Here is a 26194-nt window from a genome sequence, read left to right on the forward strand (position 1 = left end):
TAGGGATGGGTCGCCCAACATGCTCACCGAAGCCTCAACCTACGACGAACTCTACCGCAACTTCCGCTGGGACATTCCCGCTCGCTTCAACATGGCAACCGCGTGCTGCGACCGGCATGGGGATGGCTCAGGCCGGCTGGCGCTGATCTATGTCGACGAGGGCGGCGCCACGACGCGCACGTCCTTCGACGACGTCGCGGAGCAGTCGCGCCGTTTTGCCAACGTCCTGAAAGCCGACGGCCTGTTGCGCGGCGACCGCGTGGCGGTGTTCCTGTCGCAATCTCTTGAACTGCCGATCGCGCATTTCGCCGCGTTTCGTTCCGGCATGATCTCGATCCCGCTGTTCGCGCTGTTCGGCGAGGACGCGCTGGAGTTCCGCCTGTCGAATTCCGAGGCCAAGGCTGTCGTTACCGACGAGGCCGGTTGGGAGAAGCTTGCGAAAATACGCAATCGTCTTCCTGAGCTAAAGAACGTTTACGTCATCGGCGACCGCGCGCCTCCCGGCACAAAGCCGTTCTGGTCCTCGCTGAAGGCCGCGTCGCCGGATTTTGCGACCGTCGACACCGCAGCCGACGATCCCGCCTTGATCATCTACACCTCCGGCACCACAGGCAATCCGAAGGGCGCGCTGCACGCGCATCGCGTGGTGCTCGGCCATCTGCCGAATGTCGAGATGTGCCACAACTTCCTGCCGCGGCCCGGCGACCTGATGTGGACACCGGCCGACTGGGCCTGGATCGGCGGGCTGATCAACGGCCTGCTGGCGTTCTGGTATCACGGCATTCCCCTGGTCGGCCATCGCGCCCGCAAATTCGAGCCGCAGGCAGCGATGGCGATGATGGCGGACTTAAGCATCCGCAACACGTTCCTGCCGCCGACCGCGCTGAAACTGATGCGGCAGGCCGGCGTGAAAAATTCCGGCGTAAAACTGCGCAGCATTTTTACCGGCGGTGAATCGCTCGGCGGCGAATTGCTCGGCTGGGTGCGCGAAACCTTCGGCATCGACGCGCATGAAGTGTTCGGCCAGACTGAATGCAACCTCGTGATCGGCAGCAATTCGAACCTGTTTCCGATCCGCCCCGGCTCGATGGGCAAGGCGACACCCGGCTTCGACGTCCGCATCGTCAATGATCGCGGCGAGGAATTGCCCAGGGGGGAGCGCGGCATCATCGGCGTGCGCCAGCCCTGTCCCTGCACCATGATCGAATATTGGAAGAATCCGGAAGCGACCGCGAAGAAATATGCCGGCGAATTTTTGCTGACCGGCGATCTCGGCGTGCAGGACGAGGACGGCTATTTCTGGTACGTCAGCCGCGAGGACGACGTGATTACCACCGCCGGCTATCGCGTCGGCCCCTCCGAGATCGAACATACGCTGATGAAGCATCCGGCGGTGGCGATGTCGGCGGTGGTCGGCATACCCGATCCGATCCGCACCGAATCCATCAAGGCCTGGATCGTGCTGCGCCCGGGCTTTGCCGCGAGCGATGCGCTGGCGCGCGAAATCCAGGAGTTCGTGAAAGTGCAGCTCGCCGCCCACGAATACCCGCGCTTCGTGCAGTTCGCCGACACGCTGCCGATGACCGCAACGGGAAAGGTGTTGCGGCGCGAGTTGCGGGCGCTGGGTTAGTTTCGTCGTCCCCGCGAACGCAGGGGCCGATACCGCGTGATCTATCGAGGAAGCGCGGTAGCAGACACCTTATCACACAACGAAAGCCGGTGGTTATGGGCCCTGCCTTCGCAGGGGCGACAAGTTGAGGGATTCTCGCCTCTATTTCGTCGTCCCTGCGAACGCAGGGACCCATAACCACCAGCGGAAGTTGTTTTGTACGCCGGTCGTTATCTGTCCTTTCCAGCAACAAGGGCCGCGGAGTATGGGTCCCTGCGCCGAGTGCGCGATTGCGCACGGAGGCAGGGACGACAGTGAGGTCAACTCGCCTTCAGGACCGAACGCAGCATCGACGCCAGATCGTGCCGACGGTAGGGCTTGTTCAAGATCCGTACGTCGCGGCCGGCCCCATCGATCGCCTCGACGGGATGTTCGCTATGGCCGGAAGTCAGGAGGATCTTCAACTGAGGCCGCAGGCGGGCTGCTTGCTTCGCAAGCTCGGTTCCGAACATGCCGCCGGGCATCACGACATCCGTGAACAGGAGATGGATGCTGTCCGGGCCGCGAAATATTTCGAGCGCCGCAGCCGCGTTGCGTGTGACGATGGCGCGATAGCCGAGCGCCTTCAATTCACCTTCAACATAGTGGCGCACCATGTCGTCGTCCTCGACGACGAGAATGGTCTCGCTGCCGGTGGGCGCGGCCGGCTGACCGGCGGACGGCGCGGCGGTCGTCTGAATTGCCCCAACGCGGGGGAAGAACAGCTTGACGGCGGTGCCATGTCCCGGTTCGGAGCGTATCTGCATCGACCCGCCGGATTGCTGCGCAAATCCGTAAACCATGCTCAGGCCGAGACCCGTGCCTTTGCCCACCTCCTTGGTGGTGAAGAACGGCTCGAAGGCGCGGCTGGCGACTTCGGCCGTCATGCCGGTGCCGGTATCCGTCACGGCGATCATGACATAATAGCCGGGACGCGCCTCACCGTTGACGTCCACGTCGGATTCACCGAGTGACGTATTTTGCACCTCGACCGTCAGCTTGCCGCCGAGCGGCATGGCGTCGCGCGCATTCAGCACCAGGTTGAGCAGTGCCGACGCCAGTTGGCCGGGATCGACGCTGGCCTGCCACAGCTCCTGATCAAGGCGGAATTCACATTCGATATGCTCTCCGAGCGTCCGGCGCAGCAACTGCTCCATGCCGACGATCTTCTGGCCGATGTCGATGTGCTTCGGCATCAAGGGCTGCTTGCGCGCAAACGCGAGCAGGCTGCGCGTCAGGTCCGAGCCGCGTTCGGCGGCGGTCGCGATGCTCTCGGCGATCTTTTGCAGTTCCTTGTGTGTCGCAAGCTTCTCGGCAAGGTGCTCCGCATTGCCGAGAATGACGGTCAACAGGTTGTTGAAATCATGCGCCACGCCGCCGGTGAGCTGACCCATCGCCTCCATTTTCTGGGATTGGGTCAGCTTCTGGTTGAGCTCGTCGATGGCGGCGCGCTGATGCTGGAGCGATTCAGCGGTGCCGTTGAGCAATGTCATCAGCCCGCCGAGCTCGCCGCGCGGATGGGGTGGAGCAATCCGCGCGCTCAGATCGCCAACGCCGAGCTTCGTCGCCATCGCAGCCAGGCGTCCGACCTGACGGCCGATGCTCATCGTCGCCAGAACCCATACGCCTGCGAGCAACAGCAGCGAGGCCACCGCAAGTATCGCCAGGTCCTCGTAGAGGCGGCGATTGGCTGCGGCCACCAGACCGTCCTTGGCCCGCCCGACCATAAGGTAAAGCCCGGCATCGCGCACCGAGGGGGAACGCGCGGCGGTCCAGACATGGGTTCGGCCGTCCCGCCCGGTTACTTCGCGAAACGACTCATGATTCGGTGAGGTCGCAAACCGGAACAGCTCCGAAGTTGCCATCGATGTGCCGGGCGGTTCGGTCCAGTCCTTGCCCTCGGGCGCGACGAGGATCGTGCCGTTCCTGTCGACGAGCAGAATCTGATTGTCGTTCGACAGCCGCTTGTCGTGGTCATCGGCGAATTTCTTCAGATTGAACGAGGCGAGCAGGATGAGTTTCAGCTCTGCTGTTTCCGAGCGAACGGGATAGGCGATCTGCAACACGGAGGTCCCCGTCAACCGGCCGAACACAGGCTGGAGTGTGACGGTGCCGTGTGCAACCAGCGCCTGCTTGAAATATTCGCGATCCCTGAGATCGAGCGTCCGGTCGGTTCGCAACGAGTCGCAGAACAGGCTGCCGTCCGGATTGATGGTCAAAATGCCGGTGTACCGCGGATACTCTTCGCGCACGGCGGACAGGAAGGCGGAGCAAGCCGCCTTGTCGCGCGTATCGAGGTCGCGGGCACGGGCCAGACCATAGTGAAGCTGGGCCGTGCCCTGAATTTTCTCATCGAGATCGCTTGAGATATCGTTGGCGGTCGCCGACAGGCTGGCGCGTGCGGCTTCGATTTCGCTTGCGCGATTCTGCACGAAGCGCAGTCCCACAAGGATGGCCGGCACCAGCATCGCGGCGATAACCAGTATCAATAGCCGTGTGCGCAGGCTCATCGGTGCGTCGTTCCGCGCTCAATTCAGCGGTTCGTGTTGCGATAGAATAACGTTGAATCTGCGTGCCGTCTTAGACTCGTGCTGCAATATCCCTTAGGCGGGCATGAGTCCACTCGCGGAGAACTGTATCCCGGTCACCGTCGTCCCTGCGAACGCAGGGACGACGAACAGCTGACGACAGCGAGACCTACGGTGTCCCGATCCCCAGTTCCTTCAGCGCGGCCAGCATTCGCTCCGGCGGCTGCATCTTGATTGTCAGCGCGGTGCCGGTCTCCAGCAGGCTCTTCAGGCTCGACAGGATTGCAGGCCAGCCTGTACGTCCGCCGGACAGGATGTCGTCGCTGATCTCCCGGTCATGCGACTGCAGCATCGTCAGTTTGACTACATCGCCGGCCTGCTCGATCTCGTAGGTGACGAGCGTCGGCCCGAGCTTTTCGAGCAGCGCCGGCCAGTTGACGTTGAAGGTGACGGTGAGCTTCCTCAGCGGTTCGCACTCGATCACCTCGCCCGAGATATGCAGGGCGCCGTCCGGCGTGCGCATGATGAAGGCGCCGCCGACCCTGAGATCGACCTCGACCGCCTGGCCGGAGAAATACTGCCTGGAAAACTCCGCTTGCGTCAGCGCCTCCCACACTTTCTCCGGCGTCGAGGCGATGTAGATCGTGTAGACAATGGCAGGCTTGAAGTCTTTGATGTTCATGACACACCTTCGATGCCGAGAGCGGAAACCGGAATTTCGAGCGCAGTGCCGGATTCCAACAGGCTCTTGAGGCTGGACATAATGGCCGGCCATCCCTTGGAGATGCCGTCCAACAGCTTGCTGCCCTCTGCAAAACCTTCATGCGTGAGCGTGAGCTTCACGAATCTGCCGTGCTGCTCGATGGTGAAGACCACCGTCGTAGCCTTCTCGTTGCGGTATGCCTCGTTGGTCACGTGCTTGAAAGTGTAGGAGAGCCGCCGCGGCCGGTCGGCCTCGAGAATCTCCCCGGTATCGGTCGTGGTGCCGTTCATGACCAGCGCCAGCGGCGAACCAACCTTCCAGTCGGACTTCAGCTCGGTGCCGAACCAGTAGCGTTTGGAGAACGCGCTGGACGTCAGTGCCTCCCACAATTTCTCCGGCGTGGTCTCGATATAGATGACGTAGACGAATTCCGGCTTACTCATCACGCTTCTCCAACCGTCGTTTCAACTCCGAGAGCGCGGAGAGTTTCCCGCGCTCGAATTTCTTGATCCAGCGTTCGCCGATCTGATGGATCGGCACCGGATTGAGGTAGTGCAGCTTCTCGCGGCCATGTCTTAGTGTCGTGACGAGGTTGGCCGCCTCGAGAATCCCAAGGTGCTTGGTGACGGCCTGCCGCGTCATGTCGAGGCCGTCGCAAAGTTCGTTCAGCGTCTGTCCGTTTCTGGCGTGAAGCCTGTCCAACAGCGAGCGCCGCGACGCATCGGCAAGCGCTTTGAAGACCTCATCCATGGGGCAGATATTAGGCAACCAAAAGGTTGCATGTCAAGGGCGTGTGTTGGGCGCGGTCCACAGCCTGTGTTATCGTGCGGTCAGCCAGCGCAGACTGGCCTTAAACAGTCGGGGTGGAACATGAGTGGTCGCCTCAAACTCGCAGCCTCTTTCGCGATCTGTTTCCTTGCATCGTCAGGCATCGCTTTCGCGCAGCAACAAGTGATTGGGGCGCCGCCTGAAGCGCTCAACATGAAGCTGGTTGGAACCAGCGACCTGCAGGCGCGCAGCGCCTACCAGCCCACCATCCATCATCAGGGCGACCGCTGGATCGCCTATATCGGCCATCACGGCGGCAGCGACGAGATTCCCGCGCCGCTCAATCCGCAGACCGGCAAGACTGAGCCGAACGGCACGTCGATCGTCGATGTCACCGATCCCTCGCAGCCGAAATATCTGCGTCACCTGCCGGGCCAGGAGGGCAAATATGAAGGCGGCGGCGCGCAGATGGTGCGAATTTGCGACGGCAAGGCGCTGCCGAAGGGCGATCGCAACGCGGTCTATATGCTGCGCACCTTCGGCGGCGAGGCGCATGAAATCTGGAACGTTGCCGATCCCGCCAGTCCCGTATTGATCAGGCGGATTGCGGGATTGAAGGACACGCACAAGAGCTGGTGGGAATGCGACACCGGCATTGCCTTCCTGGTGTCGGGCGCTCCGGATTGGCGCACGCGCCGCATGACGCAGGTCTATGATCTCTCCGATCCCGCGCACCCGCAAAAGATCCGCGATTTCGGTCTTCCCGGTCAGGAGCCGGGCTCGACCGGTGCCGTGCCGACCGAATTGCACGGGCCGATCTCGACGGGACCTTCCGGCAACCGGGTCTATTTCGGCTACGGCACGAACAAGGGCGGGATTTTGCAGATCGTCGATCGCGAGAAATTGCTGGGCGGGCCCAAAGAGCCAACCCCGGACAATCTGCGCTCGCCGGAAATTGCGCGGCTGACGATGTCGCCATTCAACGGCGCGCATACGACGTTTCCGATGCCGGGCATGCAAATTGCGGAATTTGCGCGCGACAAGGACGGCAAAACCCGCGACATCGTGATGATCGTCGATGAGGCGATTTTGAACGAATGCAACGAGCCGCGGCAGATGGTGTGGTTCGCCGACGTCACGGTCGAGAAGGCGCCGATGATGATTTCGAGCTACACCGTGCCGGAAGCGAGCGGGACGTTCTGCGAACGGGGCGGGCGGTTCGGCGCGCATTCTTCCGACGAGAGCATGGCACAGGTCTTCTACAAGAAGATGGCCTTCATCGCCTTCTTCAATGCCGGCGTTCGCGCGCTCGACATTCGCGATCCCTATCATCCCAGGGAGGTCGGCTATTTCATCCCGTCGATCACGGCCGCGACCGACAAGCGCTGCGTCAAGATCGACGGCAAGGATCGCTGCAAGGTCGCGATCCAGACCAACAATGTCGAAACCGACGAGCGCGGCTACATCTACATCGTCGATCGCGCCAATACCGGCCTGCACATCCTGGAACTGACCGGCCCGGCGCGCGCCGTCGCCGGCCTGCCGTGATGAGGCGGTGATGCGTCGATGGCCGGTCATCGTTGTTGCGGCCGCCGCGCTCGGTGCGTTGTCGGGTGCCGCGGCCTACCAGCACATCGTGCCGCGCCAAGGTGAACAGAAAGGCGAACAGAAAGGCTCGTGGCAGGAGATCGCCTGGTCGTTCCCGCGCGATGGCTGGCCCGCGGGACGCGCCTTTCGTTGCCGCGGCGCGTCGTGTGGTGACGGCATCGAGGTATACGTTCGGCCGAAAATCGGCTTCTGCAACTGCGACCGCGGCGTCGCCGACGACGACGAAGTCGACCGCGTCGCGGATGTTGATTTGATCAGCCAATATTTCGTGCCGCTCGCGCCGGGCGAGGTCGTGCAGGTCGCCGATATGGCCGGGCGGACCAGGGCCTATGATCTCAAACCATCCGATGGTTCGCGGCGCGCTGCCATCGGCATTGCCGTCTCGCGCCGCTGCGACCTCCTCGTTGCCGTCGCGCACGGTAACGGTGACGCGTGGGAAACGCGGCGCGCGGCGCTGGCGTTGCTGGCGACCCGCGAAATGACGCGCTGGATGATGGCCGCGATGGAGGGGCGATGACGGTTGAGACGGGGAGAGGGAGCAGGAAGCGCAGCTTCCATCTTTCGCCCCCGCATGCATAATGACGTACCCGCTCTCCCACCGAGTTCCCGCATGTCCCTTCAGGTCTATCTCGCCTTTGTCGCCGCCTGCATTGCGCTCGCGCTGTTGCCGGGTCCCGTCGTCACGCTGCTGATCGCGAACGGCCTGCGGCACGGCACCCGCGCGGCGCTGATCAATTGCGCCGGCGCGCAAACCGGCCTTGCCATCGTGATCGGCATCGTCGCGATCGGGCTGACGTCGCTGATGGCGACGATGGGCTACTGGTTCGACTGGGTGCGCTTTGCCGGCGCCGCCTATCTGATATGGCTCGGCATCAAGCTGATCTGGCAGCCTGCGGAAGGCGTCAACGCCGACGAGCCGCCACCGCCGCCGCGCGGCGGCTTCTTTCTGCAGGGGCTTCTGGTGCTGCTCTCCAATCCGAAGGTGCTGGTGTTCTTCGGCGCGTTCATTCCGCAGTTCATGGATATGGAGAAGGACCACTTCCCGCAGGTAGCGCTGCTCGGCGTCACCTTCATGGTGATCGCGGCATCGACCGACGCGGTCTACGCGCTGCTGGCCGGACGCGCGCGAATGTTCTTCTCCAAGCAGCGGACGCGGCTGGTGTCGCGCGTCTCCGGCGGCTTCATGATCGGCGGCGGCATCTGGCTGGCACTGACGCGGGCGCGGTAAGCTCGCGATCTATGTGATGTAGCTAGTCCCGATCGGCCGCGAGCTGCAAGGGAGCGCGACCTTCGCCTTGGCGAGACGCGATCAAATGCTGCCTGCGCAACATCTCCTCGATCTCCCCAAGTATCCGCGCCAGGCGCTCCGCCCAGGCTTTCTCGCCGGCGGGATCCGAGATCAAATCCTGACGAATTTCGATCCCTGTATTCATCAGCCCGCGCGCCTCGCCATGGACGGGGATCGTGTAGTCGGTCTCGTCGCCGACCGCATAAGGCTCGTTGTCGCCGACCACCAGATCGCCCTCGGCGCGCAACGCCTGCAGCAAGCGCGGCGGCAGATGCTTGTCGCGGTGGTAGAGCGTGCCGATATGCCAGGGCCGTGCAATCCCGGCATAGACCGGCGTGAAACTGTGCAGCGATACCAGCACCGTCGGCATGGCAGCGTTTCCGCGCTGGTCGATGATCTCGTCGATGCGCCGGTGGTAGGGATCGAAGATCTGCGCCCGCCGTATCGCGGCGGCCTCGCGCGAAATGCCTTCATTGCCGGGGATCGTGGTCGCCTCGCTGATGCGCGGGATCGAGCTTGCGACGTGCGGCGGGCGGTTGCAGTCGATGACGAGCCGTGAGTAACGCTGCACGATCAGATGGGCATCGAGATGCTTTGCGAGCGCTTCCGCGACGCCGGCAATTCCGATGTCCCAGGCGATATGGCGTGTCAGTTCGCTCTCGGGCAGGCCGAGGTCGCCGAGCACGCGCGGAATGAGCCTTCCATAATGGTCGCATGTGAGCAGAAAGGGCGAGCGGCCTGCGGTGTTGTATTCGTGGACCGGAGGAACATCCTCGGCGCTGAGGAGCGGGGCGGGGCCGGCGGCGTCGTTCAACGTATCTTCCTTGAGCGTTGCTGGTCGAGGAGACGTATCCGAATCGATAATGGCTTAACGATGCCGCTCCGGATGCTTCCCCACAAGACGGTTTTGGCGATAGACCCCCGGCGGATTGCATCGCTTCGCGCGCAATGACATAGAAATCCCATGATTTCAGATCGACTGTTCGTCTACGGCACGCTGATGCGCGGCTTCGACCATCCGATGGCGCAGCTATTGTCGCGCAGTGCGGATTTTTTGGGCACCGCCACCTGCCGCGGCCGGCTTTATCTCATCAAGCATTATCCGGGGCTGGTGCTGTCGGATGACGCCAACGACGTCGTGTTCGGTGAGCTCTATCGTTTGCGCGATCGCGACGCGTTGCTGGCCGAGTTCGACATGTATGAGGCCTGTGGCGCCGGGTTTCCGGAACCGACCGAATACATCCGCCGCATGCTGCCGCTGTCGCTGCAAGACGGCACCGCCGGCGAGGCGTGGACCTATGTCTACAACTGGCCGGTCGCCGGCTTGCCGCGCATCGCCTCGGGGAAGTTTCTGGAGATGTAGGACGAGTCAGCCCGCATCCAGCCGCTCGCGCTCCAGCCTGATATCCACCTCGCGCTCGACATAGCGCCATTCCTCGGTGGCGCGCAGCGTGCGAACCAGCTCCTCGAATTCCTCCGCATGTGCGGGCGCGTATTCGAACCAGGTCAGGAAGTCGAAGGGCTCGCCGAGGTCCCGGCTGTGATAAAGCTGGCGGGCGATCGCCGGCAGGTATTTCAGGCTGTCGGCGATGTGGTGGGATCTATCCTCAAAGATCTGCCGCCGCTCCTCCTGCGTCAGCTCCCACCACGCCGCCGATTTCTTGATCGGGATCAGCGCCGCAAAGGTTGCCTCAGGTCGGCCGATCTCGGCCCGCACGGCGTCAAGCTGCGTCTTCTCGGCGCGCTCGGTATAGCGCAGATGGCTGGCGAAGCCGGCGAGCCGCCACGAGGTCGGCGAGGGCAGGATCGGCAGCGTGATCGACAGGGAATGCACGACCGACAGCGAAGGCGTCGGCGAAAGCGACGCGCCCTTGACCGGCGCAAACCGCGTCACCCGCCACGCCCCGCTCCTGCCACCCCGGAAGATCGCGAACATGCGGCTATGGAAGCGCGGAACCGGCGGCGATTCAAGCTGTCTCCGTCATTCCGCGTTCGTCCTTCGGACGCCCCAGAATGACGGATGGGGCTGTGAATAGCGGCGAGAAATCCGGCCGACTTCGCCTTTTAGCGGCCCGGCCCTATATCCATGGTCGGTTGGCACGGCCCTACGACTCGGCAAAACTCCACCCATGCGCTTCACGCCCCAATTTCTCGACGAACTGCGCGCCCGGCTTTCAGTTTCGGAAGTCGTGGGCCGGCGCGTCAAGCTGAAGAGAGCGGGGCGGGAGTTTAAGGGGCTGTCGCCGTTCCAACAGGAGAAGACACCCTCTTTCACGGTCAACGACCAGAAGCAGTTTTATCACTGCTTCTCGACCGGAAAGCACGGCAATATTTTCGACTTCGTCATGGAGACGGAAGGCGTCTCGTTTCCGGAGGCTGTTGAGCGCCTCGCCGCCATGGCCGGCCTGCCGCTGCCGGCGGCAACGCCAGATGCCGCGCGCCACGAGCAGCGCCGCAAGACGCTGCACGACGTGATGGAACTCGCGGCAAAATTCTTTGCCGATACGCTGGCCTCGCGGAACGGCGCCAAGGCGCGCGGCTATCTCGGCGACCGTGGCATTTCGTCGGCGACGCAATTGCAGTTTCGCCTCGGCTATGCCCCGGGCGAGCGTTTTGCGCTGAAGGAGCATCTGGGCGCGCAGGGCATTTCCACCGAGGACATGGTGGAAGCGGGGCTGCTCGTCGGCGGCGACGATATTCCCGTTCCTTACGACCGCTTCCGCGATCGCGTGATGTTTCCGATCGCCGACGCCAGAGGCCGCGTCATCGCCTTCGGCGGCCGCGCGCTGGAAAAGGACGTTTCGGCAAAATATTTGAACTCGCCGGAAACCCCGCTGTTTCACAAGGGCGACAATCTCTACAACCTCGCCACTGCGCGACAGGCGGCGCATGACGGCTCGCCACTGATCGTGGTCGAAGGCTATGTCGATGTCATCGCCATGGTCACCGCAGGCTTTGCCGGCGCCGTCGCCCCGCTCGGCACCGCGCTCACCGAAAACCAGCTCGCACTGCTCTGGAAGATGGCGGACGAGCCGATCCTCTGCTTCGACGGCGATCGCGCCGGGCGAAAAGCAGCGTACCGCGCCGCCGACTTGGCGCTGCCCAATCTTGCGCCCGGCAAAAGCCTGCGCTTCGCGCTGCTGCCGGAGGGACAGGACCCCGATGACCTCGCCCGCACCGGGGGCCGGGTTGCGATCGAGGAGGTGATCGGCGCCGCGCGCGGGCTCGCCGATATGATCTGGTCGCGCGAGATCGAAGGCGGCACGTTTGCGACTCCCGAACGGCGCGCCGCGCTGGAAGCGCGTATCAACGAACTCTCTAACGGCATCCGCGACGAGGTCGTGCGTCGCTACTATCGCCAGGATCTCGCCGAGCGCCTGCAGCGCACCTTTGCGCCCGATGCTGGCCGCGGCGGTTACGGCCGGGGTAATTTCCGGACCGGCCGCCCCGAATCACCCCGCGCGTTTGCCCCGCGCGGAGCGAGTCCGGCCGGCCGATTCGCCCCCCGCGGCCGCCCGCTGGGGATAACTTCAGGAATCGCCCCCGGCCCCTACCAGGCGGCGAGCCCCCAGCTTGCGTCCAGCCCGATCATGCGCGGCCAGCGCAGCGCGATGTCCCGCCGCGAGGCCTTGATCCTGCAATCCCTGATTAACCACCCTTGGCTGCTGCACGATCATCTGGAGGAGGTGGCTATGCTGGAACTGGCGCATCCCGAGGCCACCAAGCTCCGCGCCGGTATTATTACGGCCTTCGCCAACGACCATCATCATTCTCCCGACGTCGAGGAGCAGGCCGAGAAAATGCGCGCCGATCTCGAAGCGCGTGGATTAGGCGAGGTTCTTCAACGGGTTGAGCGAGCGATCACGACGGTGGCGGTGTGGGCCGCCCGCCCCGGCGCGGCGCGCGAGGACGTTTTGGCCACTTGGCAGCAACTCGTTGTCTTGCATCAGAAAACGCACGCCCTACTTAGGGAGAAGAAAGATGCCGAACTGGCATTGGCCGAGGAGACCAGCGAGGCCAATCTGGCGTGGCTGAAGGATGTCGGCGCCCGGCTGGACTCCCTCGACGGCACCGAGGCCCTGATTGAGGGTTTCGGCGAGCTTTCGGGCCGGTTCCGCAAAAGCGTTTGACGGTTAAAAAATGATGCGGAAGGCCTTGGCCGAGCCCGCGAAAAGACTCGCCAAATCCATGATTTGGCGGCAAAAACAGGGTTAAGCAAAGCTTAAGGGCCTTCGGGCTACGAAAGACAGAACCGGTGATGCGGAAGGCAGGGGTGGCGATGGTCTGCGCCGCCCTTTGCGCGTCGTAACCATGGTGCGGAAAAGCGGGTGCCGCTTTCGACCGATCATGCGAAGGCGAATGAACAGAGCAGGGTGACGATCGAACGACGTCATCTCGAACGAATTGAGTTGAAGAGCGCGGGCGGCGACGCACGCCCGCATGAAGCGCGTTTCGGGAGCTTGATGAATGGCCACCAAGGCAAAGACGCTGCAGGTTAAGGACAAGGAAAAAGACGACAAGGCAGCGGACGCCCCTGAGAAGGATAGCCCCGATGCGCCGTCGCCGTTGCTCGACCTGACGGATGCCGCGGTCAAGAAGATGATCAAGCAGGCCAAGAAGCGCGGCTTCGTGACCTTCGATCAACTCAACGAAGTCTTGCCCTCCGACACCACCTCGCCGGAGCAGATCGAGGACATCATGTCGATGCTCTCGGACATGGGCATCAACGTCTCCGAGGCCGAAGAGGCCGATGAAGAGGCCGAGAAGGAAGAAGCCGACGACGACACCGACAACGAGCTTGTCGAGGTCACGGCGAAGGCTGTCACCGAGGTCAAGAAATCCGAACCCGGCGAGCGCACCGACGATCCCGTCCGCATGTATCTGCGCGAGATGGGCACGGTGGAATTGCTGTCGCGCGAAGGCGAAATCGCGATCGCAAAGCGCATCGAGGCTGGCCGCGAGGCGATGATCGCGGGTCTCTGCGAGAGCCCCTTGACCTTCCAGGCCATCATCATCTGGCGCGATGAGCTCAACGAAGGAAAGATCTTCCTTCGCGACATCATCGATCTCGAAGCCACCTATGCTGGCCCCGACGCCAAGAACAACATGAACCCGGCAATGATCGCCGCCCCCGCAGGCGACGGTCAGGCCGCCAACGGCGAGGCCGCGCCCGCGCATGTCGCGCCGCCGGCTGCTCCCCCGTCGGCGACCCCGTTCCGCGCAGCGCCCGCGGGCGATGTGGAGACGGAAGAGAAGGATCCGGCGGAAGCCGCCGCCGAAGGCGACATGGATGACGACGAGTTCGAAAACCAGATGTCGCTGGCCGCGATCGAGGCCGAGCTGAAGCCGAAGGTAGTCGAGACCTTCGACAAGATCGCCTCCGAATACAAGAAGCTGCGGCGTCTTCAGGAGCAGGACATCGCCAACCAGCTCCAGAGCGAGTCGCTCTCGCCCTCGCAGGAGCGCAAGTACAAGAAGCTGAAGGACGAGATCATCGTCGAGGTGAAGTCGCTGCGCCTGAACCAGGCCCGCATCGATTCCCTCGTTGAGCAGCTCTACGACATCAACAAGAAGCTGGTCTCGTTCGAAGGCCGCCTCTTGCGCCTCGGCGACAGCCACGGCGTCGCGCGCGAAGACTTTTTGCGCAACTACCAGGGCTCGGAGCTCGATCCGCGCTGGCTCAACCGCGTCTCGAAATTGTCGGCCAAGGGCTGGAAGAATTTCGTCCATCACGAGAAGGACCGCATCAAGGAGCTGCGCCACGAGATCCAGTCGCTGGCGGCGCTGACGGGTCTTGAGATCGGCGAATTCCGCAAGATCGTGCACGGCGTGCAGAAGGGCGAGCGCGAGGCGCGCCAGGCCAAGAAGGAAATGGTCGAGGCCAACCTGCGTCTCGTGATCTCGATCGCCAAGAAGTACACCAACCGCGGCCTGCAGTTCCTCGACCTGATCCAGGAAGGCAACATCGGGTTGATGAAGGCGGTCGACAAGTTCGAGTATCGCCGCGGCTACAAGTTCTCGACCTACGCCACGTGGTGGATCCGGCAGGCGATCACGCGCTCGATCGCCGACCAGGCCCGCACCATCCGCATCCCCGTGCACATGATCGAGACCATCAACAAGATCGTGCGCACGAGCCGCCAGATGCTCAACGAGATCGGCCGCGAGCCGACGCCGGAAGAGCTCGCCGAAAAGCTCGGCATGCCCCTGGAGAAGGTCCGCAAGGTTCTCAAGATCGCAAAAGAGCCGCTCTCGCTGGAGACGCCTGTCGGCGACGAGGAAGACTCACACCTCGGCGATTTCATCGAGGACAAGAACGCGATCCTGCCCATCGATGCGGCGATCCAGTCCAACCTGCGCGAAACCACCACGCGGGTTTTGGCCTCGCTCACCCCGCGCGAAGAACGCGTGCTCCGCATGCGCTTCGGTATCGGCATGAACACCGACCACACGCTGGAAGAAGTCGGCCAGCAGTTCTCGGTCACGAGAGAGCGCATCCGCCAGATCGAAGCCAAGGCGCTGCGCAAGCTGAAGCATCCGTCAAGAAGCCGGAAGCTGCGGAGCTTCCTCGATAACTAGTACTTCCTGTCATTGCCGGACTTGCTTGCTCGGCGAAGCCTCGGCGAAGACAGGATCCCGGGGCATCCATCGACAAAGAACGGCGGGCGAAAGCCCGCCGTTTTTGTTTGCTGAGGTCGCGCCAAATTCTCACGCCAGCGCCCGGGGCCACCCCTCTCCCCACCCTCCCCCGCAAGGGGGGAGGGAGCCGTACCAGTCTGCTCACCTCACATCTTGGCTATCCCTGATGTGATTGGCACGAGTCAGGGACGCATCGGCGGTAGGGTTCCCTTTCCCCTTGCGGGAGAGGGTTAGGGAGAGGGGTGCCGCTTGCTCCGCTGGTAGTCGAGCACGTGGACAACGCCGCTCTCCGACGATCGCGATGTTGGTTGATGCAATCGGGCCTTGCCTGCGAGCCTACTTCTTCTTCGCCCCAACCCGGCTGATGCTCTTGATCGCCAGGGGCGCGCGGCCGGATTTCTCGGCGATTTCGCGGTCCTGCTCCATGATGTATCCGCGCGCCGGCTCGTCGCCGTCGAGCCCGCCGAGCAGCTCTGAAGGCACGCGCCGGTTGGAGCGTTGCGAGTCGTCTTCATAGACGACATTGAAAAAGGCGAACTCGCCTTTGGGATTGGTCCCGGGTTTCTTGGCCATGCGGGCTTGTCCTCGATAGAGCCGCCGCTGTCAAAGCAAATCACCCTCGCTGCGCGCCGATCTGCCTCGCGGCCACGCCGGTGAGGCGATTTGTCTATAACCGCCTTGCCGGCATACTGTTCGCCTGGAACAAGCGGAAAGGGCATTGGTGATGCCGGCAGCCTCCAACACCAAGAGCGACCTCGGACCGGTGCTGATGGCCTGCTGCCTTGCCATGCTGGCGGTGGGCGACAACAGCACGGCGATCATGGCGGCGCTTCCTGACATGAAGGGCAGCCTGCAGCTTGGTCCGGCGGAGCTCGAATGGGTGGTCAATGCCTATCTCCTGACCGCCGCCATCTTCATCATTGTGGGCGGCGGCGCGGCGGATCAGCTCGGCGCGCGAAGGTCCTCGGTTGCCGGCATCGCCGTGTTCGCACTTGCGTCGCTGCTCATCGCGCTGGCGCCGGTCGGCTTCGTGGTGGTCGGCGCGCGGGCGCTGCAAGGGCTGGGAGCCGCGTTTGCGGTGGCCGGCACGCTTGCGGCCGTGACCGAAGCCGCACCTGACGAGCGGCGCCCCGAGGCGATCGGCGCCTGGACCGGCTTCCTGATGCTCGGCTTCAGCATCGGGCCGCTCGTCGGCGGGGCCGTGACGCATTACGCGGGCTGGCGCTTCATCTTCTGGCTGAACGTCATTGCGATGGTGCCCGCCGGCCTGATGCTGCTGCGGCATCCCGGCGCCGGCGGCCGGCGCGCGATTTCGATGGACTGGGGCGGACTTGGCCTTCTCGCACTCTTCATGGTGACGCTGATATCGGGATTGCAGGCGTTGGCACATGTCCGCACCAACCCGCTGTCTGCCATCGTCCCGCTTGCGCTGGCGGTGATCGCGTTTCCTCTATTGCTGCGGACGGAGACGCGGCGCCCTCAGCCGCTGGTCGACTTCGGCCTGTTCGCGAACCGGAATTTCGCGATTGGCGCCGGCCTCTTGTTTCTCGTGATGTTCGACATCATGACGCTGCTGCTTTACTACAACCTCTTTGCGCAGGCCGTTGATGGGCTTGGCATGTCCGCCGTAGCGGCGGGCCTTTCCCTTGTGCCGCTCTCGATTGCGCTGTTTGCCTTCGCGCGCGCGGCTCCCTTGATTGCAACGAGGATCGGTATGCGGCGCATGCTGACAGGCGGATCGCTCCTCCTCGCCGTCGGCTGCGCCATCATCTGGTTGTCGTTTCAGACGAACGCAACGTTCGCGCTGCTGATGCCCGGCCTGTTTGTCGCCGGCGCAGGGATAGCACTTGTCTACGCATCGGCGCCGCGACTCGGACTTGCGACACTGCCACCACTGCAGGCGGGAAAGGGCTCCGGCATGCTCAATTCGTGCAGCTTTCTCGGCGGAACGGTCGGGGTAACCTTCGGCGGCATCGTGTTCGCGCTGAGCGGATTATCCGGCGTGCTCGTGCTGCTAGGCATTTCAGCGCTGGCGAGCGCCATGCTCTGCCTTCGGCTGAACGCAGAATGAAACTGCACTTTATCTCGGCGAAATCTGCAAATCTTTGCCCAGCTTTGATCGTGATCCCTCGCCACGCTCCGCCGCGTGCATGACCTCGCAAAAGCGCCTGCCGTTTCCCCGCATCCCAACCCAAGCGCCGCCGCGATCTGGCCGCCGCTGCGCCCTTTCATCGCGGGCGAGCGTCGGCTCGGCCGCTTCATGGCCCGCCGTCGCTGGACTTCAGCGCTTTACGAATTCCTCCGCTTTGGCGTGAAGCAGGCATGGGCCTGCCTGTTCGGCGGCATCGCCGTTTTCCTGATGGTCGCAACCTGGCTCTTCTATCCGGCAAGCGCGCCGCTTGCCCGCTACGACCTTCTGTTTCTCTGCATGATCGCCGTTCAGGCCGCGCTGCTCGCGGGCCGGCTCGAGACTCTTGAGGAAGCGAAGGTGATCCTGATCTATCACGTCGTCGGAACGGCGATGGAAATCTTCAAGACCTCTGTTGGCTCCTGGATCTATCCGGAGCCCAATTTCTTCCGGATCGGCGGCGTGCCGCTGTTCTCCGGCTTCATGTATTCCTGCATCGGAAGTTATCTCTGCCGCGCGTGGCGGCTATTCGATTTCGAGTTCACCGGTCATCCGCAGCGCCTCGCGATGGTCGTGCTCAGCATCGCGATCTACGTCAACTTCTTCAGCCACCACTACATGATCGACCTGCGCTGGCTGCTGTTCGCCTGGGCCGCCTGGCTGCTCTTGCACACTCGCGTCTACTTCAAGGTTTGGCATGATCACCGTTCGATGCCGCTGCTGCTCGGGCTCGTGCTGGTCTCGCTCTTCATCTGGCTTTCGGAGAACATCGGCACGTTCACCAGAATCTGGCTCTATCCGTCACAGCGGCACGGCTGGTCGATGGTGTCCGTCGGCAAGCTCGGATCATGGTTTTTGCTGCTGATCATCAGCTACACGCTGGTGAGCCTGATCAATCCGCCGCGCAAGCGTGCGACCGGCATCCGCAGGAAATTCAAGCGCATGCCGGATTCTTGGCATCCCCGACCGTGAGGAAAACAATCGTGGCCGGCCGAATCTCGATCGAACCCGGCGGCGATGTCACCGCGGCAAGCGGCGGAAGATCGTCATTCGGGCCGAGCTCCAAAACAGTTCCATTCAGTTTCACGCCGGTGCTTTGCAAATGATCAGCCGAAAGCGTGTAACGCTCGCTGGCCGTGGGCAACCGCAGCATTGCGGCGGCCGTCCTGTCCGTATTGATCGCTAGCAGCGTGACGGCGCCACGCACGCCTCGTCGGCAATGCGCGTAGAGGTGCACGCCATCGTGCACGCCGGCGTCGAGAACGGTCGTGCCCATCAGCCTGCGCCAAAGCAGCGCCGCCCAGTAGTCTGGTCGCGGTCGCAACGTCGTCTCGTCAAGCAGGCCGTAGTCGCTGGCCGCCAGCGTGTTGTGCGCCACCATCTGGACGCCGGCCCTGGCAAGCCGGCCAAGTTGATCGAGATATCGGAACGTATCGAGGAAAGTGGAAGCCCAGGGATTGCCGCCGCAGGCGGCCTCGGCGGTTTCGGTCAGCCACATCGGCTTGTCAGGCGCAAACTCGTCCCGGAGCGATCGGTAGAACGAGAGCGTTTGCTCCGTGCTCTTAAGCCAGCTTTCCGAAAGTGCGGCCTCTGGTGTGGTCTGGCCCGGAATCCCGGAGCATCGTTGCGAGAGGGCGCCGTAGTGATGATAGGAAAAAGCATCGATGCCGGGACCGGATGCAGCAAGCAGATCCCGCGTACGAAGAAAATCGGAGCTGGATTGCGGGGGCGATTGTGACGCTGTTGTCTCGCCGATCGAACCGGGGCCCAGAACGATCACATCCGGTTCGCTGGCCCTGATGAAAGCAACAAAGGCTTTAAAGTCCCGCCCGTAGGCCGCCGCATCGTATCCTTTCGGCGCGCGCCCCATGGCGGCCAGCGTCGGCTCGTTCATGAACTCGGTGGCGGCAATTCTGCCGCCGATAGATCTGGTGTAGGCGAACAACCGACGCGCCTGATCGCTCCGCCATCGGCCTGCTGCGTCCCGGACACCGGGGCTTATGGCCATCGACGTCACGATTTCTGCGCTAACGGCGCGGGCAAAGTCGATCACGCTTTTCCAGCGCTCGCGGCTCAGCACCGCTCGGAAGCCGTCAGGTGGCGTCGCAGGTGTCGCATCGCTTTCTGCAAAGTAGGTGCTATTGGCCCAGGTGCCGCTGACGCGCAGGTAGGCGGGGGCCAGCGCGGCCGCCAAGATACGCAGCCGGCGGTTCGACAGGTCGATCGGCGCCCGATACGCGTAGTGATCGGGGTTCACGCCCGCCGGGACATTTTCGGCGTTACCGGCGCCCCGAGCAGATGGCGCCGAGGCACTCGTCCTGTAGGGTTTCCAGAACCGTCCGCCGGTGACCTCGACCATTTCTACATTGTACGATTGAAAGCGCTCGTCGATGGTGCCGAGACGGGGCAATCGTGAAGGGTCGATGGAAAGCGTTGGCGCCTGGGCGGCCGTCTTCGGGATTGCCGCGAGCACGGCGATCACAATTGCCATTCCGACTTTGAAACCACTGGACCTGGGCATGGCCATTGTCCCTGGGAAGCGCCAAGGCGGGCGTCGGCCCACGCGTTGGCGTTACAGCGCCACCAATTCGACGCGGCGGTTCAACGAACGGCCGGCATATCGATCGATTCAAATTAGTCGCAATCATGGCCGTTTTCGAGATGGCCAAGGGCTAGCAGATTCTGCCCATGCATCTGCCGCAACTCTCGAAGCGCGGCTGAGGACGTGCTAGAAACCGATGCGTACTTGCAGTGCTCTCTCAGGAATGGTCTTTCCATGCTTCGTATCGCATTTGCTTTCAGCGCCACCGTCGCATTGTTCGCGTCCTTAAGCCCCCACGCCCACGCCGCCCAATGCGGCACCTCCGCCGCCGGCTACGCTGCCTGGAAGCAGCAATTCGCCGCTGAAGCGCAGGCCAAGGGCATCGGCGCCTCCACAATCTCCGCCCTGATGGCGACGAACTATGCGCAAGCGACCATCAATGCCGACCGCGGCCAGCGCAGTTTCAATCTCTCGCTCGATCAGTTTCTGGCGAAGCGCGGGGCCACCACCATCGTCGCGAGGGGGAGGCAGCTCAAGCAATCGCAGGCCGCGCTGTTTGCCTCCATTCAGAGCCGCTATGGCGTGCCGCCGGGGCCGCTGCTTGCGATCTGGGGTATGGAGACCGGATTCGGCAGCCAGCGCGGCAATCAGAACATGCTCGCCTCGATCGCGACGCTCGCCTATGACTGCCGGCGCTCGGCCTATTTCACCGAGCACCTCTACGCGGCGCTGCAATTGATCGATCGCGGCGCGCTCTCTGCCAGCCAGCGCGGCTCGATGCATGGCGAGGTCGGCCAGACGCAGTTCATGCCAAAAGCCATTCTGGCCTACGGTACCGGCAATCTCGAAAACTCGGCCAACGCGCTGATGTCGACCGCGAACTTTTTGAAGGCGCATGGCTGGCGCGCGGGCGCCGGCTATCAGCCGGGCGAGCCGAATTTCGCGGCCATCCAGGCCTGGAATGCCGCGGGCGTCTATCAGAAGGCGATCGCGCTGATGGGCCGCCAGATTGATGGTGGGGAGTAGCGGCCAGTTGCGGCGTCGTCCCTGCGAACGCAGGGACCCATAACCACAGGCGGCGATTGTTGAAGCCAAGCCGTCAACCAGTCCGCTTTAACAATATCGGCCGCGGCGTATGGGTCCCCGCGTGCGCGGGGACGACGAGGTTTCGTGTGCCGCTTTCCCGTGGCATGATTAGCCCGAGACGCAACAAGGGATTCGCATGCGCATATTTCGTTGGGCCATTTTTCTCGGCGCCGTCATCTTCTCCACCCCCACTTACGCCGCCCGCTGTGGCGGCGATTTCAACACCTTCGTTTCGGCGATGGCGGCGGAGGCGCAGGCGGCCGGCGTGTCGCAGGCGGTGATCAGTCAGGCGTTCGCGGGCATCACGCAGGATCCGGCGGTGCTCGCTTTCGACCGCCGCCAGCGCGGCACCTTCAACAAGACGTTCGAGCAATATGTCTCGACCCGCGTCGGCCCCGGACGCATCAACATCGGGCGGCAGATGCTGCTGAGGCACGCGTCAGTGCTGGCGCGCATCGAGCAGAAGTTCGGTGTGCCGCCGCAGATCATCGTCGCGATCTGGGGGCTGGAGAGCGATTACGGCAAGGGCGACATCGGCAAGATGCCGGTGGTCCGCACGCTGATGACCATGGCCCATGATTGCCGCCGCACCGAACTGTTTCAGGGCGAATTGCTGGCCGCGCTGAAGATCGTGCAGCGTGGCGATCTCCCGCTGCGCGACCTGATCGGCGCCTTCGCCGGCGAGATCGGCCAGACGCAATTTTTGCCGTCGTCCTACATCAAATACGGTGTCGATTTCGACGGCAACGGCCATGTCGACCTGCGCCACAGCGTGCCCGACGTGCTCGCCTCCACCGCGAACCTGCTGCACGTGTCGGGCTTCAAGCCCGGCGCGCCATACGGCGAAGGCACCGCGAATTTCGAAGCCATGCGGGAGTGGAACAGGGCGACGATCTACCGCAAGACGATTGGGTATTTTGCGGATCGTCTGGCGGGGCGGTGACGAAGATGCAAGCCTCGGGCGAGATGCGTCGCGAGAACGCGGATGTATGTCAGCTCGTCGATCTCAAACATGAAAATCTTCCGTCGTCCCTGCGAACGCAGGGACCCATAGCCACCGGCCAAAGTTGTTTTGCGAGGTCGTAGTTAACTTGTCTTTTGTAACAAGAACTGCCGCGGCGTATGGGTCCCTGCGTTCGCAGGGACGACATTTGATAGATCGCGCGCCACCTCAAGCTCACTTCCCCTTCTCCTCCGCCACCCTCCCGATCCGCTTCGCCAACACCGCCCAATAGGTCGCCGGGCGAAACCGCTGCAAGAGGTCCATGAACTTCGCGTCGTTGCCGATCAGAATGCGCGGCTGGTTTTTCTCGATGCCGAGAATGATGCGTTGCGCCGCGGCCGGCGGCGTGGTCCTGGCGATCGCGTCGAAACGTTCGATCGATTCGGCGCGGCGCGCATTGTCGGCGATGCCGTTGCCGGTGCGGGAGTTGCGCACGATGTTGGTCAGGACCCCGCCGGGATGCACCACCGAGAGCTTCACCGGGCTGTTCGCCATCGCGAGCTCATGCCGCAGGCTTTCCGAAAATCCGCGCACCGCGAACTTGGCGGCGCAATAGGCGGTCTGGCCGGGCGGGGCGACGATGCCGAAGATCGAGGAGAGGTTGACGATATGCGCCTCGGGCTGCTTCGATAGATGCGGCAGGAAAGCGCGCGTTCCGTGCACCACGCCCCAGAAGTTGATGTTGATCAGCCATTCCATCTGCGCCTGGTCGACCTCGTTGAAGGCACCGAGCAGCGCGACGCCGGCATTGTTGATGACGATGTTCAGCTCCGGATGCGCGGCGATTGCCGCGTCGGCAAACTCCCGGATCTGGGCGGGCTCGCCGACGTCGACGCGGTGGATCGTTACCTTGCGCTTGTTCGCTTTTCCGATCTCGGCAGCCACCTGCTGCAACCCGGCCTCGTCGCGGTCGGCGAGCGCGAGATCGCAGCCGCGCGCGGCCAGTTCCAGCGCCAGCGCGCGGCCGATGCCGCTGGCGGCGCCGGTCACGGCGGCCGTGCTTCCAGATATCGCAGTCATGTCGGATCGAACTCCTTGCAGGTCGAAAACAGGTAGGTTCCCGCAAACTTTCGCAAATTGGAACCGAACCATAAAGCGGTTTCCGCGCTTAGTGTCGAATACCCGACAGAGGGGCGGCATCGCCAGCCGACGCGATCCTGAGAGGAGGCTCACATGGGACAATCCAAACCCCATCGCGCAACGGCCCTCATTGTCGAGGACGACCCGATGCAGCGGAACATGATCTGCCTGCTGCTGGAGGAGAGTGAGGTCGATGTCATCGAATGCGAGAGCGCCGAGGCCGCTGAACTGGTGCTGGAGCGCGCTGCCGGCAGTCTGGTCTTGATGATGACCGACGTGCAGCTTGCCGGCAACATGGACGGTGTCGAACTCGCGCACATCGCAAGGAAGTACAATCCCGAGATGGGCGTGATCGTCACCTCGGGCAAGCCGCTGCATCAGGAATTGCCCGACGGCGTGCAGTTCTGGGCCAAGCCCTGGGCGCCGCTCGACGTGATCCGCGAGGCGGAGCGCATGGTCTATCAACGAGAGCACGGCGGCGGACCGCGCCCGTGAGCGCCGCCGCCCTGCTTTCGCGCCAAATGTCGTCGTGTTAATAGCAGGGCATGACCCTGTCGTTCCTGTTGACCTCGCTGATCGTGGTCGCTTCCCCCGGCACCGGCGTGCTGTACACGCTGGCGGTGGCGCTGACGCTGGGCGCGCGGCCCGGTACCGCGGCGGCCTTCGGCTGCACCCTCGGCATCGTGCCGCATATGCTGGCCGCCATGCTCGGGCTCGCCGCCGTGCTGCACACCAGTGCTCTGGCTTTTGCCGCGCTGAAATGGTGCGGCGTGGCGTATCTGCTCTACATGGCCTGGCAGGCGTTGCGCGAGACGGGCGCGCTTGCCATCGACACGCGCCCGGCCGCGAAGGCGCGCTCCAGCCGGCGCGTCATCGTGACCGCCGTCCTGGTCAACATCCTCAATCCAAAGCTCTCGATCTTCTTCCTGGCCTTCCTGCCGCAATTCGTTGCGCTCGACGAGCCGCATCCGCTGGCGCGGATGCTGGAATTGAGCGCAGCGTTCATGGCGATGACGTTTGCGGTGTTCGCGCTCTACGGCCTCTTTGCGGCCGCGATGCGCGACCGCGTCATCACCCGGCCGAAGGTGATGGCATGGCTGCGCCGCAGCTTTGCGGCGGGATTTGCCGCGCTCGGGGCGAAGCTGGCGCTTGCGGAGCGGTGACGCCTGCGCCGCGCGCGGCGACAATCCGAACATTGCCCTTCCGTCGTCCCTGCGAACGCAGGGACCCATACGCCGCGGCTTCTCTTCGGGCACCGCGGCGGACATCTTCATCTATTACGAAGGATTGTGGTTATGGGTCCCTGCGTCCGCAGGGACGACGGCGAATAGATTCGGAATCAAAAAGGCGGACCCGCGGCCCGCCATTCTCCAAAACTAACCCGGAGTTGGGAGCCCGGGCGGAGCTGAGCACTCCACCCGGGCCGAAATTCACTTCTTCTTCGACTTCTTGGCCTTCTTGGCCTTCGCCTTTTTCGCCTTCTTCGCTTTCTTAGCCATAGTATCCTCTCAAGGTTTTCATGGATTGAAACGCGACACCGAGGCATGCTTGGCGGAGGGCCAGCCTCGCAACATCCTCGCACACGATCCCAGCAGATTCGCAGGCTGCTGCCGCGTGCCGTCATGGCGGTGTCATCACGTTATCCACAGTTGTTATGCATTTTGATGCGATTTTTGCCGAAACGAGCATCGCCGCTGCCGCTCGCATGCGCGCGCATCATGCTTAACGATGTCCGAACGCGCGCGATCTTCATCAATTCAAAACCACGGTTTGGATTGGCCGGCGGCCCTCAGGGTCCGTTAAGCGGCGCAGATGCATTTTGTCCGTAAGACGACGGGGATTGTCGTGGGAGAAGGCTGGCGCGCGAAAGTCCCAGGCGGTCGTGAGATAACAGGGGAGACGGGACGCGCGCGCGTCCTGAGTTCGCGATGCTGAGCGTTCCTACGCTGTGGACGGTGTTCGTCATCAATTTTCTCGCGCTGGGCCTGATCTGGGCCTACGTCATGCGATGCTATCCGTCGTTCGAGGCCGCGCGGTTCTGGACCGGCTCGGCGTTCACGGCGGCGGCGGGCGCTGCGATGGCGATGCTGCGCGTAGTCTTCCCGGATTCTCTCGTGCCGTTGCTGTTCGCCGGCACCACGCTGGTACTGGCGATCTGCCTTGCCACGATGGGAATTCAGAAATTCTTCACCCGGCCCGTTTCGTGGCTTCGCACCGCGTTGACCACCGGCTTTGCCTTTGTCGGTCTGTCCTTTTTCATTTTTGTCTACGACAGCGTGCCAGCGCGGATGACCGTCTTTACGATCGCCCAAGTACTGCCGATGGCGATGGGCCTGAAGCTGTTGCTGACTCCGCACGAAGGGCGCGCCAATCCGGGCGCCCGGCTGGCCGGCGTCGTCACCATCATCATCATGATCATTCTCGCGGCTCGGTTGACCGGCGCGGTCACCGGCATGGGGCCCGGCTTCTCCTACATGCATTTCACCCCGGCGCAGTCGGTCGTCATCCTGGTGCTGGTGTTCCTGTCGATGTCGCTGAATTTCGGCTTCCTGCTGATGGCGATGGACCGGTTGCGCAACGAGGTCGCGGATCTGGCGCTGCTCGATGACCTTACCGGCGTCGGCAATCGCCGTTATCTGGTGCAGCGGCTCACGGAAGAGTGCGCGCGCTCCGAACGCAGCGGTCAGCCCTTCGCGCTGTTGGTGATCGATCTCGACGGCTTCAAGGGCATCAACGATACCTACGGTCACGCCGCGGGCGACGCCTGCCTGCAGCATTTCACCCTGATGGCGCAAACCCGGCTGCGGCCCGGCGACATGCTGGCACGCACCGGCGGCGACGAGTTCTGCATCGTGTTGCCGTCCTCGACGCTGCGCGAGGGCGCGATGATCGCGCGCCGCGTACTGGAGGTCTGCCGCGCGGACGCCGAACAATGCACCGGCAACGACATTCCGATCGCCGTCTCGATCGGCGTCGCCCAATGGACCCGCGAGATGGGCGGCTTCCCCGATCGCCTGATCGCTGCCGCCGACCACGCGCTGTACGACGTCAAGAAGGCCGGCCGAAACGGCTTTGCTGTCTACGATCCGGCGCCGCCGCTGGTGCCTGAAGCCGAAACGGCCGCGGACGTGGCCCTCCGCAAGCGGGCCTGAGGCGTGCTACTAAGGTTCGTC

Annotated in this window: 23 protein-coding genes; 14 read left to right on the forward strand and 9 right to left on the reverse strand. The window is 63.3% G+C overall.

All coding sequences use genetic code 11. The annotated features are described in order from the left end of the window. Positions 1 to 19: 19 nt before the first annotated feature. The gene (locus V1278_RS07965) at positions 20 to 1630 is read left to right on the forward strand and encodes an acyl-CoA synthetase (protein ID WP_334384130.1); all 1611 of its coding nucleotides are present in this window, start codon (positions 20 to 22) and stop codon (positions 1628 to 1630) included. 299 nt (positions 1631 to 1929) lie between these two features. Here V1278_RS07965 and V1278_RS07970 read toward each other — a convergent pair whose 3' ends face one another. The 4 genes from V1278_RS07970 to V1278_RS07985 all read right to left on the reverse strand — a co-directional run bounded on the left by V1278_RS07970 (position 1930) and on the right by V1278_RS07985 (position 5629). Further along, positions 1930 to 4158, reverse strand: a complete 2229-nt coding sequence (locus tag V1278_RS07970; RefSeq protein WP_334380216.1) for an ATP-binding protein — start codon at positions 4156 to 4158, stop codon at positions 1930 to 1932. Between the two features lie 187 nt (positions 4159 to 4345). Continuing rightward, complete coding sequence (locus V1278_RS07975; protein WP_334364967.1) at positions 4346 to 4858, reverse strand: SRPBCC family protein; 513 nt, start codon at positions 4856 to 4858, stop codon at positions 4346 to 4348. Further along, positions 4855 to 5322, reverse strand: coding sequence for an SRPBCC family protein (locus tag V1278_RS07980; RefSeq protein WP_334380217.1), 468 nt, complete (start codon positions 5320 to 5322; stop codon positions 4855 to 4857). Before V1278_RS07980 ends, V1278_RS07975 begins: the two co-directional genes overlap by 4 nt. After that, a complete protein-coding gene (locus tag V1278_RS07985) occupies positions 5315 to 5629 on the reverse strand; it encodes an ArsR/SmtB family transcription factor (RefSeq protein ID WP_334364965.1) in 315 nt (104 codons plus the stop codon). The genes V1278_RS07980 and V1278_RS07985 overlap by 8 nt, the downstream gene beginning before the upstream one ends. A 120-nt stretch (positions 5630 to 5749) precedes the next feature. On the opposite strand from V1278_RS07985, the gene V1278_RS07990 reads away from it, so the two are divergent. The 3 genes from V1278_RS07990 (at position 5750) to V1278_RS08000 (ending at position 8483) form a co-directional block, all read left to right on the forward strand. Then, positions 5750 to 7195, forward strand: a complete 1446-nt coding sequence (locus tag V1278_RS07990; RefSeq protein ID WP_334380218.1) for an LVIVD repeat-containing protein — start codon at positions 5750 to 5752, stop codon at positions 7193 to 7195. A 10-nt stretch (positions 7196 to 7205) separates the two neighbouring features. Next, positions 7206 to 7772, forward strand: a complete 567-nt coding sequence (locus V1278_RS07995; RefSeq protein WP_334380219.1) for a hypothetical protein — start codon at positions 7206 to 7208, stop codon at positions 7770 to 7772. 93 nt (positions 7773 to 7865) lie between these two features. Continuing rightward, the gene (locus tag V1278_RS08000) at positions 7866 to 8483 is read left to right on the forward strand and encodes a LysE family translocator (protein ID WP_334380220.1); all 618 of its coding nucleotides are present in this window, start codon (positions 7866 to 7868) and stop codon (positions 8481 to 8483) included. 22 nt (positions 8484 to 8505) lie between these two features. On the opposite strand, the gene V1278_RS08005 is transcribed toward V1278_RS08000, so the two are convergent. Beyond that, positions 8506 to 9357, reverse strand: a complete 852-nt coding sequence (locus V1278_RS08005) for an N-formylglutamate amidohydrolase (protein WP_334380221.1) — start codon at positions 9355 to 9357, stop codon at positions 8506 to 8508. A 150-nt stretch (positions 9358 to 9507) separates the two neighbouring features. Here V1278_RS08005 and V1278_RS08010 point away from each other — a divergent pair, with 150 nt between their 5' ends. Beyond that, positions 9508 to 9906, forward strand: a complete 399-nt coding sequence (locus tag V1278_RS08010; RefSeq protein WP_334364957.1) for a gamma-glutamylcyclotransferase family protein — start codon at positions 9508 to 9510, stop codon at positions 9904 to 9906. A gap of 6 nt (positions 9907 to 9912) precedes the next feature. On the opposite strand, the gene V1278_RS08015 is transcribed toward V1278_RS08010, so the two are convergent. Continuing rightward, positions 9913 to 10479 (reverse strand): chlorite dismutase family protein, encoded by a 567-nt coding sequence (locus tag V1278_RS08015; protein WP_334380222.1) that lies wholly within the window; start codon positions 10477 to 10479, stop codon positions 9913 to 9915. A 193-nt stretch (positions 10480 to 10672) separates the two neighbouring features. Here V1278_RS08015 and dnaG point away from each other — a divergent pair, with 193 nt between their 5' ends. Both dnaG and rpoD read left to right on the forward strand, forming a co-directional pair. After that, positions 10673 to 12673, forward strand: a complete 2001-nt coding sequence (gene dnaG / locus V1278_RS08020) for a DNA primase (protein ID WP_334380223.1) — start codon at positions 10673 to 10675, stop codon at positions 12671 to 12673. A gap of 337 nt (positions 12674 to 13010) precedes the next feature. Further along, positions 13011 to 15122, forward strand: coding sequence for an RNA polymerase sigma factor RpoD (rpoD, locus tag V1278_RS08025; protein WP_028350222.1), 2112 nt, complete (start codon positions 13011 to 13013; stop codon positions 15120 to 15122). A gap of 396 nt (positions 15123 to 15518) precedes the next feature. Here rpoD and V1278_RS08030 read toward each other — a convergent pair whose 3' ends face one another. Further along, positions 15519 to 15755, reverse strand: a complete 237-nt coding sequence (locus V1278_RS08030; protein WP_334364953.1) for a hypothetical protein — start codon at positions 15753 to 15755, stop codon at positions 15519 to 15521. Between the two features lie 151 nt (positions 15756 to 15906). Here V1278_RS08030 and V1278_RS08035 point away from each other — a divergent pair, with 151 nt between their 5' ends. Beyond that, positions 15907 to 17253 (forward strand): MFS transporter, encoded by a 1347-nt coding sequence (locus V1278_RS08035; protein ID WP_334380224.1) that lies wholly within the window; start codon positions 15907 to 15909, stop codon positions 17251 to 17253. A gap of 75 nt (positions 17254 to 17328) precedes the next feature. Then, complete coding sequence (locus tag V1278_RS08040) at positions 17329 to 18282, forward strand: DUF817 domain-containing protein (protein WP_334364952.1); 954 nt, start codon at positions 17329 to 17331, stop codon at positions 18280 to 18282. Here V1278_RS08040 and V1278_RS08045 read toward each other — a convergent pair. Beyond that, positions 18245 to 19801 carry a hypothetical protein gene (locus V1278_RS08045; protein ID WP_334380225.1) on the reverse strand — a complete coding sequence of 519 codons (1557 nt, stop codon included), beginning with the start codon at positions 19799 to 19801 and terminating at the stop codon, positions 18245 to 18247. The two genes, V1278_RS08040 and V1278_RS08045, sit on opposite strands and share 38 nt — an antisense overlap. Before the next feature lie 285 nt (positions 19802 to 20086). Between V1278_RS08045 and V1278_RS08050 the strand changes: the two genes are divergently transcribed. Together V1278_RS08050 and V1278_RS08055 are read left to right on the forward strand one after the other, a co-directional pair. Further along, positions 20087 to 20878: a lytic murein transglycosylase gene (locus V1278_RS08050; protein WP_334380226.1), complete on the forward strand. Its 792-nt coding sequence runs from the start codon at positions 20087 to 20089 to the stop codon at positions 20876 to 20878. A gap of 196 nt (positions 20879 to 21074) precedes the next feature. Further along, positions 21075 to 21881, forward strand: a complete 807-nt coding sequence (locus tag V1278_RS08055) for a lytic murein transglycosylase (protein ID WP_334380227.1) — start codon at positions 21075 to 21077, stop codon at positions 21879 to 21881. A gap of 234 nt (positions 21882 to 22115) precedes the next feature. Here the strand turns inward: V1278_RS08055 and V1278_RS08060 are convergent, their stop codons facing one another. Beyond that, positions 22116 to 22961, reverse strand: coding sequence for an SDR family NAD(P)-dependent oxidoreductase (locus V1278_RS08060; RefSeq protein WP_334364948.1), 846 nt, complete (start codon positions 22959 to 22961; stop codon positions 22116 to 22118). Between the two features lie 153 nt (positions 22962 to 23114). Between V1278_RS08060 and V1278_RS08065 the strand changes: the two genes are divergently transcribed. The 3 genes from V1278_RS08065 to V1278_RS08075 all read left to right on the forward strand — a co-directional run bounded on the left by V1278_RS08065 (position 23115) and on the right by V1278_RS08075 (position 26173). Continuing rightward, positions 23115 to 23516 carry a response regulator gene (locus tag V1278_RS08065; RefSeq protein ID WP_334364947.1) on the forward strand — a complete coding sequence of 134 codons (402 nt, stop codon included), beginning with the start codon at positions 23115 to 23117 and terminating at the stop codon, positions 23514 to 23516. Positions 23517 to 23566: 50 nt separating this feature from the next. Continuing rightward, the gene (locus V1278_RS08070) at positions 23567 to 24184 is read left to right on the forward strand and encodes a LysE family translocator (RefSeq protein ID WP_334364946.1); all 618 of its coding nucleotides are present in this window, start codon (positions 23567 to 23569) and stop codon (positions 24182 to 24184) included. 765 nt (positions 24185 to 24949) lie between these two features. Then, on the forward strand, positions 24950 to 26173 hold the full coding sequence (locus tag V1278_RS08075; protein ID WP_334364945.1) for a GGDEF domain-containing protein: 1224 nt from the start codon (positions 24950 to 24952) through the stop codon (positions 26171 to 26173). The last annotated feature ends 21 nt before the right edge of the window (positions 26174 to 26194 follow it).

Source organism: Bradyrhizobium sp. AZCC 1577, from assembly GCF_036924575.1.
In the GTDB taxonomy this organism is placed as follows: Bacteria; Pseudomonadota; Alphaproteobacteria; order Rhizobiales; family Xanthobacteraceae; genus Bradyrhizobium.

Coding starts and splice junctions, on each gene's coding strand:
- V1278_RS07990 (WP_334380218.1), top strand. CDS start 5,750: ATGAGTGGTCGCCTCAAACTCGCAGCCTCTTTCGCGATCTGTTTCCTT.
- V1278_RS08035 (WP_334380224.1), top strand. CDS start 15,907: ATGCCGGCAGCCTCCAACACCAAGAGCGACCTCGGACCGGTGCTGATG.
- dnaG (WP_334380223.1), top strand. CDS start 10,673: ATGCGCTTCACGCCCCAATTTCTCGACGAACTGCGCGCCCGGCTTTCA.
- V1278_RS08065 (WP_334364947.1), top strand. CDS start 23,115: ATGGGACAATCCAAACCCCATCGCGCAACGGCCCTCATTGTCGAGGAC.
- V1278_RS08015 (WP_334380222.1), bottom strand. CDS start 10,479: ATGTTCGCGATCTTCCGGGGTGGCAGGAGCGGGGCGTGGCGGGTGACG.
- V1278_RS07970 (WP_334380216.1), bottom strand. CDS start 4,158: ATGAGCCTGCGCACACGGCTATTGATACTGGTTATCGCCGCGATGCTG.
- V1278_RS08060 (WP_334364948.1), bottom strand. CDS start 22,961: ATGACTGCGATATCTGGAAGCACGGCCGCCGTGACCGGCGCCGCCAGC.
- V1278_RS08045 (WP_334380225.1), bottom strand. CDS start 19,801: ATGGCAATTGTGATCGCCGTGCTCGCGGCAATCCCGAAGACGGCCGCC.
- V1278_RS08000 (WP_334380220.1), top strand. CDS start 7,866: ATGTCCCTTCAGGTCTATCTCGCCTTTGTCGCCGCCTGCATTGCGCTC.
- V1278_RS07965 (WP_334384130.1), top strand. CDS start 20: ATGCTCACCGAAGCCTCAACCTACGACGAACTCTACCGCAACTTCCGC.
- V1278_RS08075 (WP_334364945.1), top strand. CDS start 24,950: ATGCTGAGCGTTCCTACGCTGTGGACGGTGTTCGTCATCAATTTTCTC.
- V1278_RS08030 (WP_334364953.1), bottom strand. CDS start 15,755: ATGGCCAAGAAACCCGGGACCAATCCCAAAGGCGAGTTCGCCTTTTTC.
- V1278_RS07985 (WP_334364965.1), bottom strand. CDS start 5,629: ATGGATGAGGTCTTCAAAGCGCTTGCCGATGCGTCGCGGCGCTCGCTG.
- V1278_RS08070 (WP_334364946.1), top strand. CDS start 23,567: ATGACCCTGTCGTTCCTGTTGACCTCGCTGATCGTGGTCGCTTCCCCC.
- V1278_RS07975 (WP_334364967.1), bottom strand. CDS start 4,858: ATGAACATCAAAGACTTCAAGCCTGCCATTGTCTACACGATCTACATC.
- V1278_RS07995 (WP_334380219.1), top strand. CDS start 7,206: ATGCGTCGATGGCCGGTCATCGTTGTTGCGGCCGCCGCGCTCGGTGCG.
- V1278_RS08055 (WP_334380227.1), top strand. CDS start 21,075: ATGCGCATATTTCGTTGGGCCATTTTTCTCGGCGCCGTCATCTTCTCC.
- V1278_RS08050 (WP_334380226.1), top strand. CDS start 20,087: ATGCTTCGTATCGCATTTGCTTTCAGCGCCACCGTCGCATTGTTCGCG.
- rpoD (WP_028350222.1), top strand. CDS start 13,011: ATGGCCACCAAGGCAAAGACGCTGCAGGTTAAGGACAAGGAAAAAGAC.
- V1278_RS07980 (WP_334380217.1), bottom strand. CDS start 5,322: ATGAGTAAGCCGGAATTCGTCTACGTCATCTATATCGAGACCACGCCG.
- V1278_RS08010 (WP_334364957.1), top strand. CDS start 9,508: ATGATTTCAGATCGACTGTTCGTCTACGGCACGCTGATGCGCGGCTTC.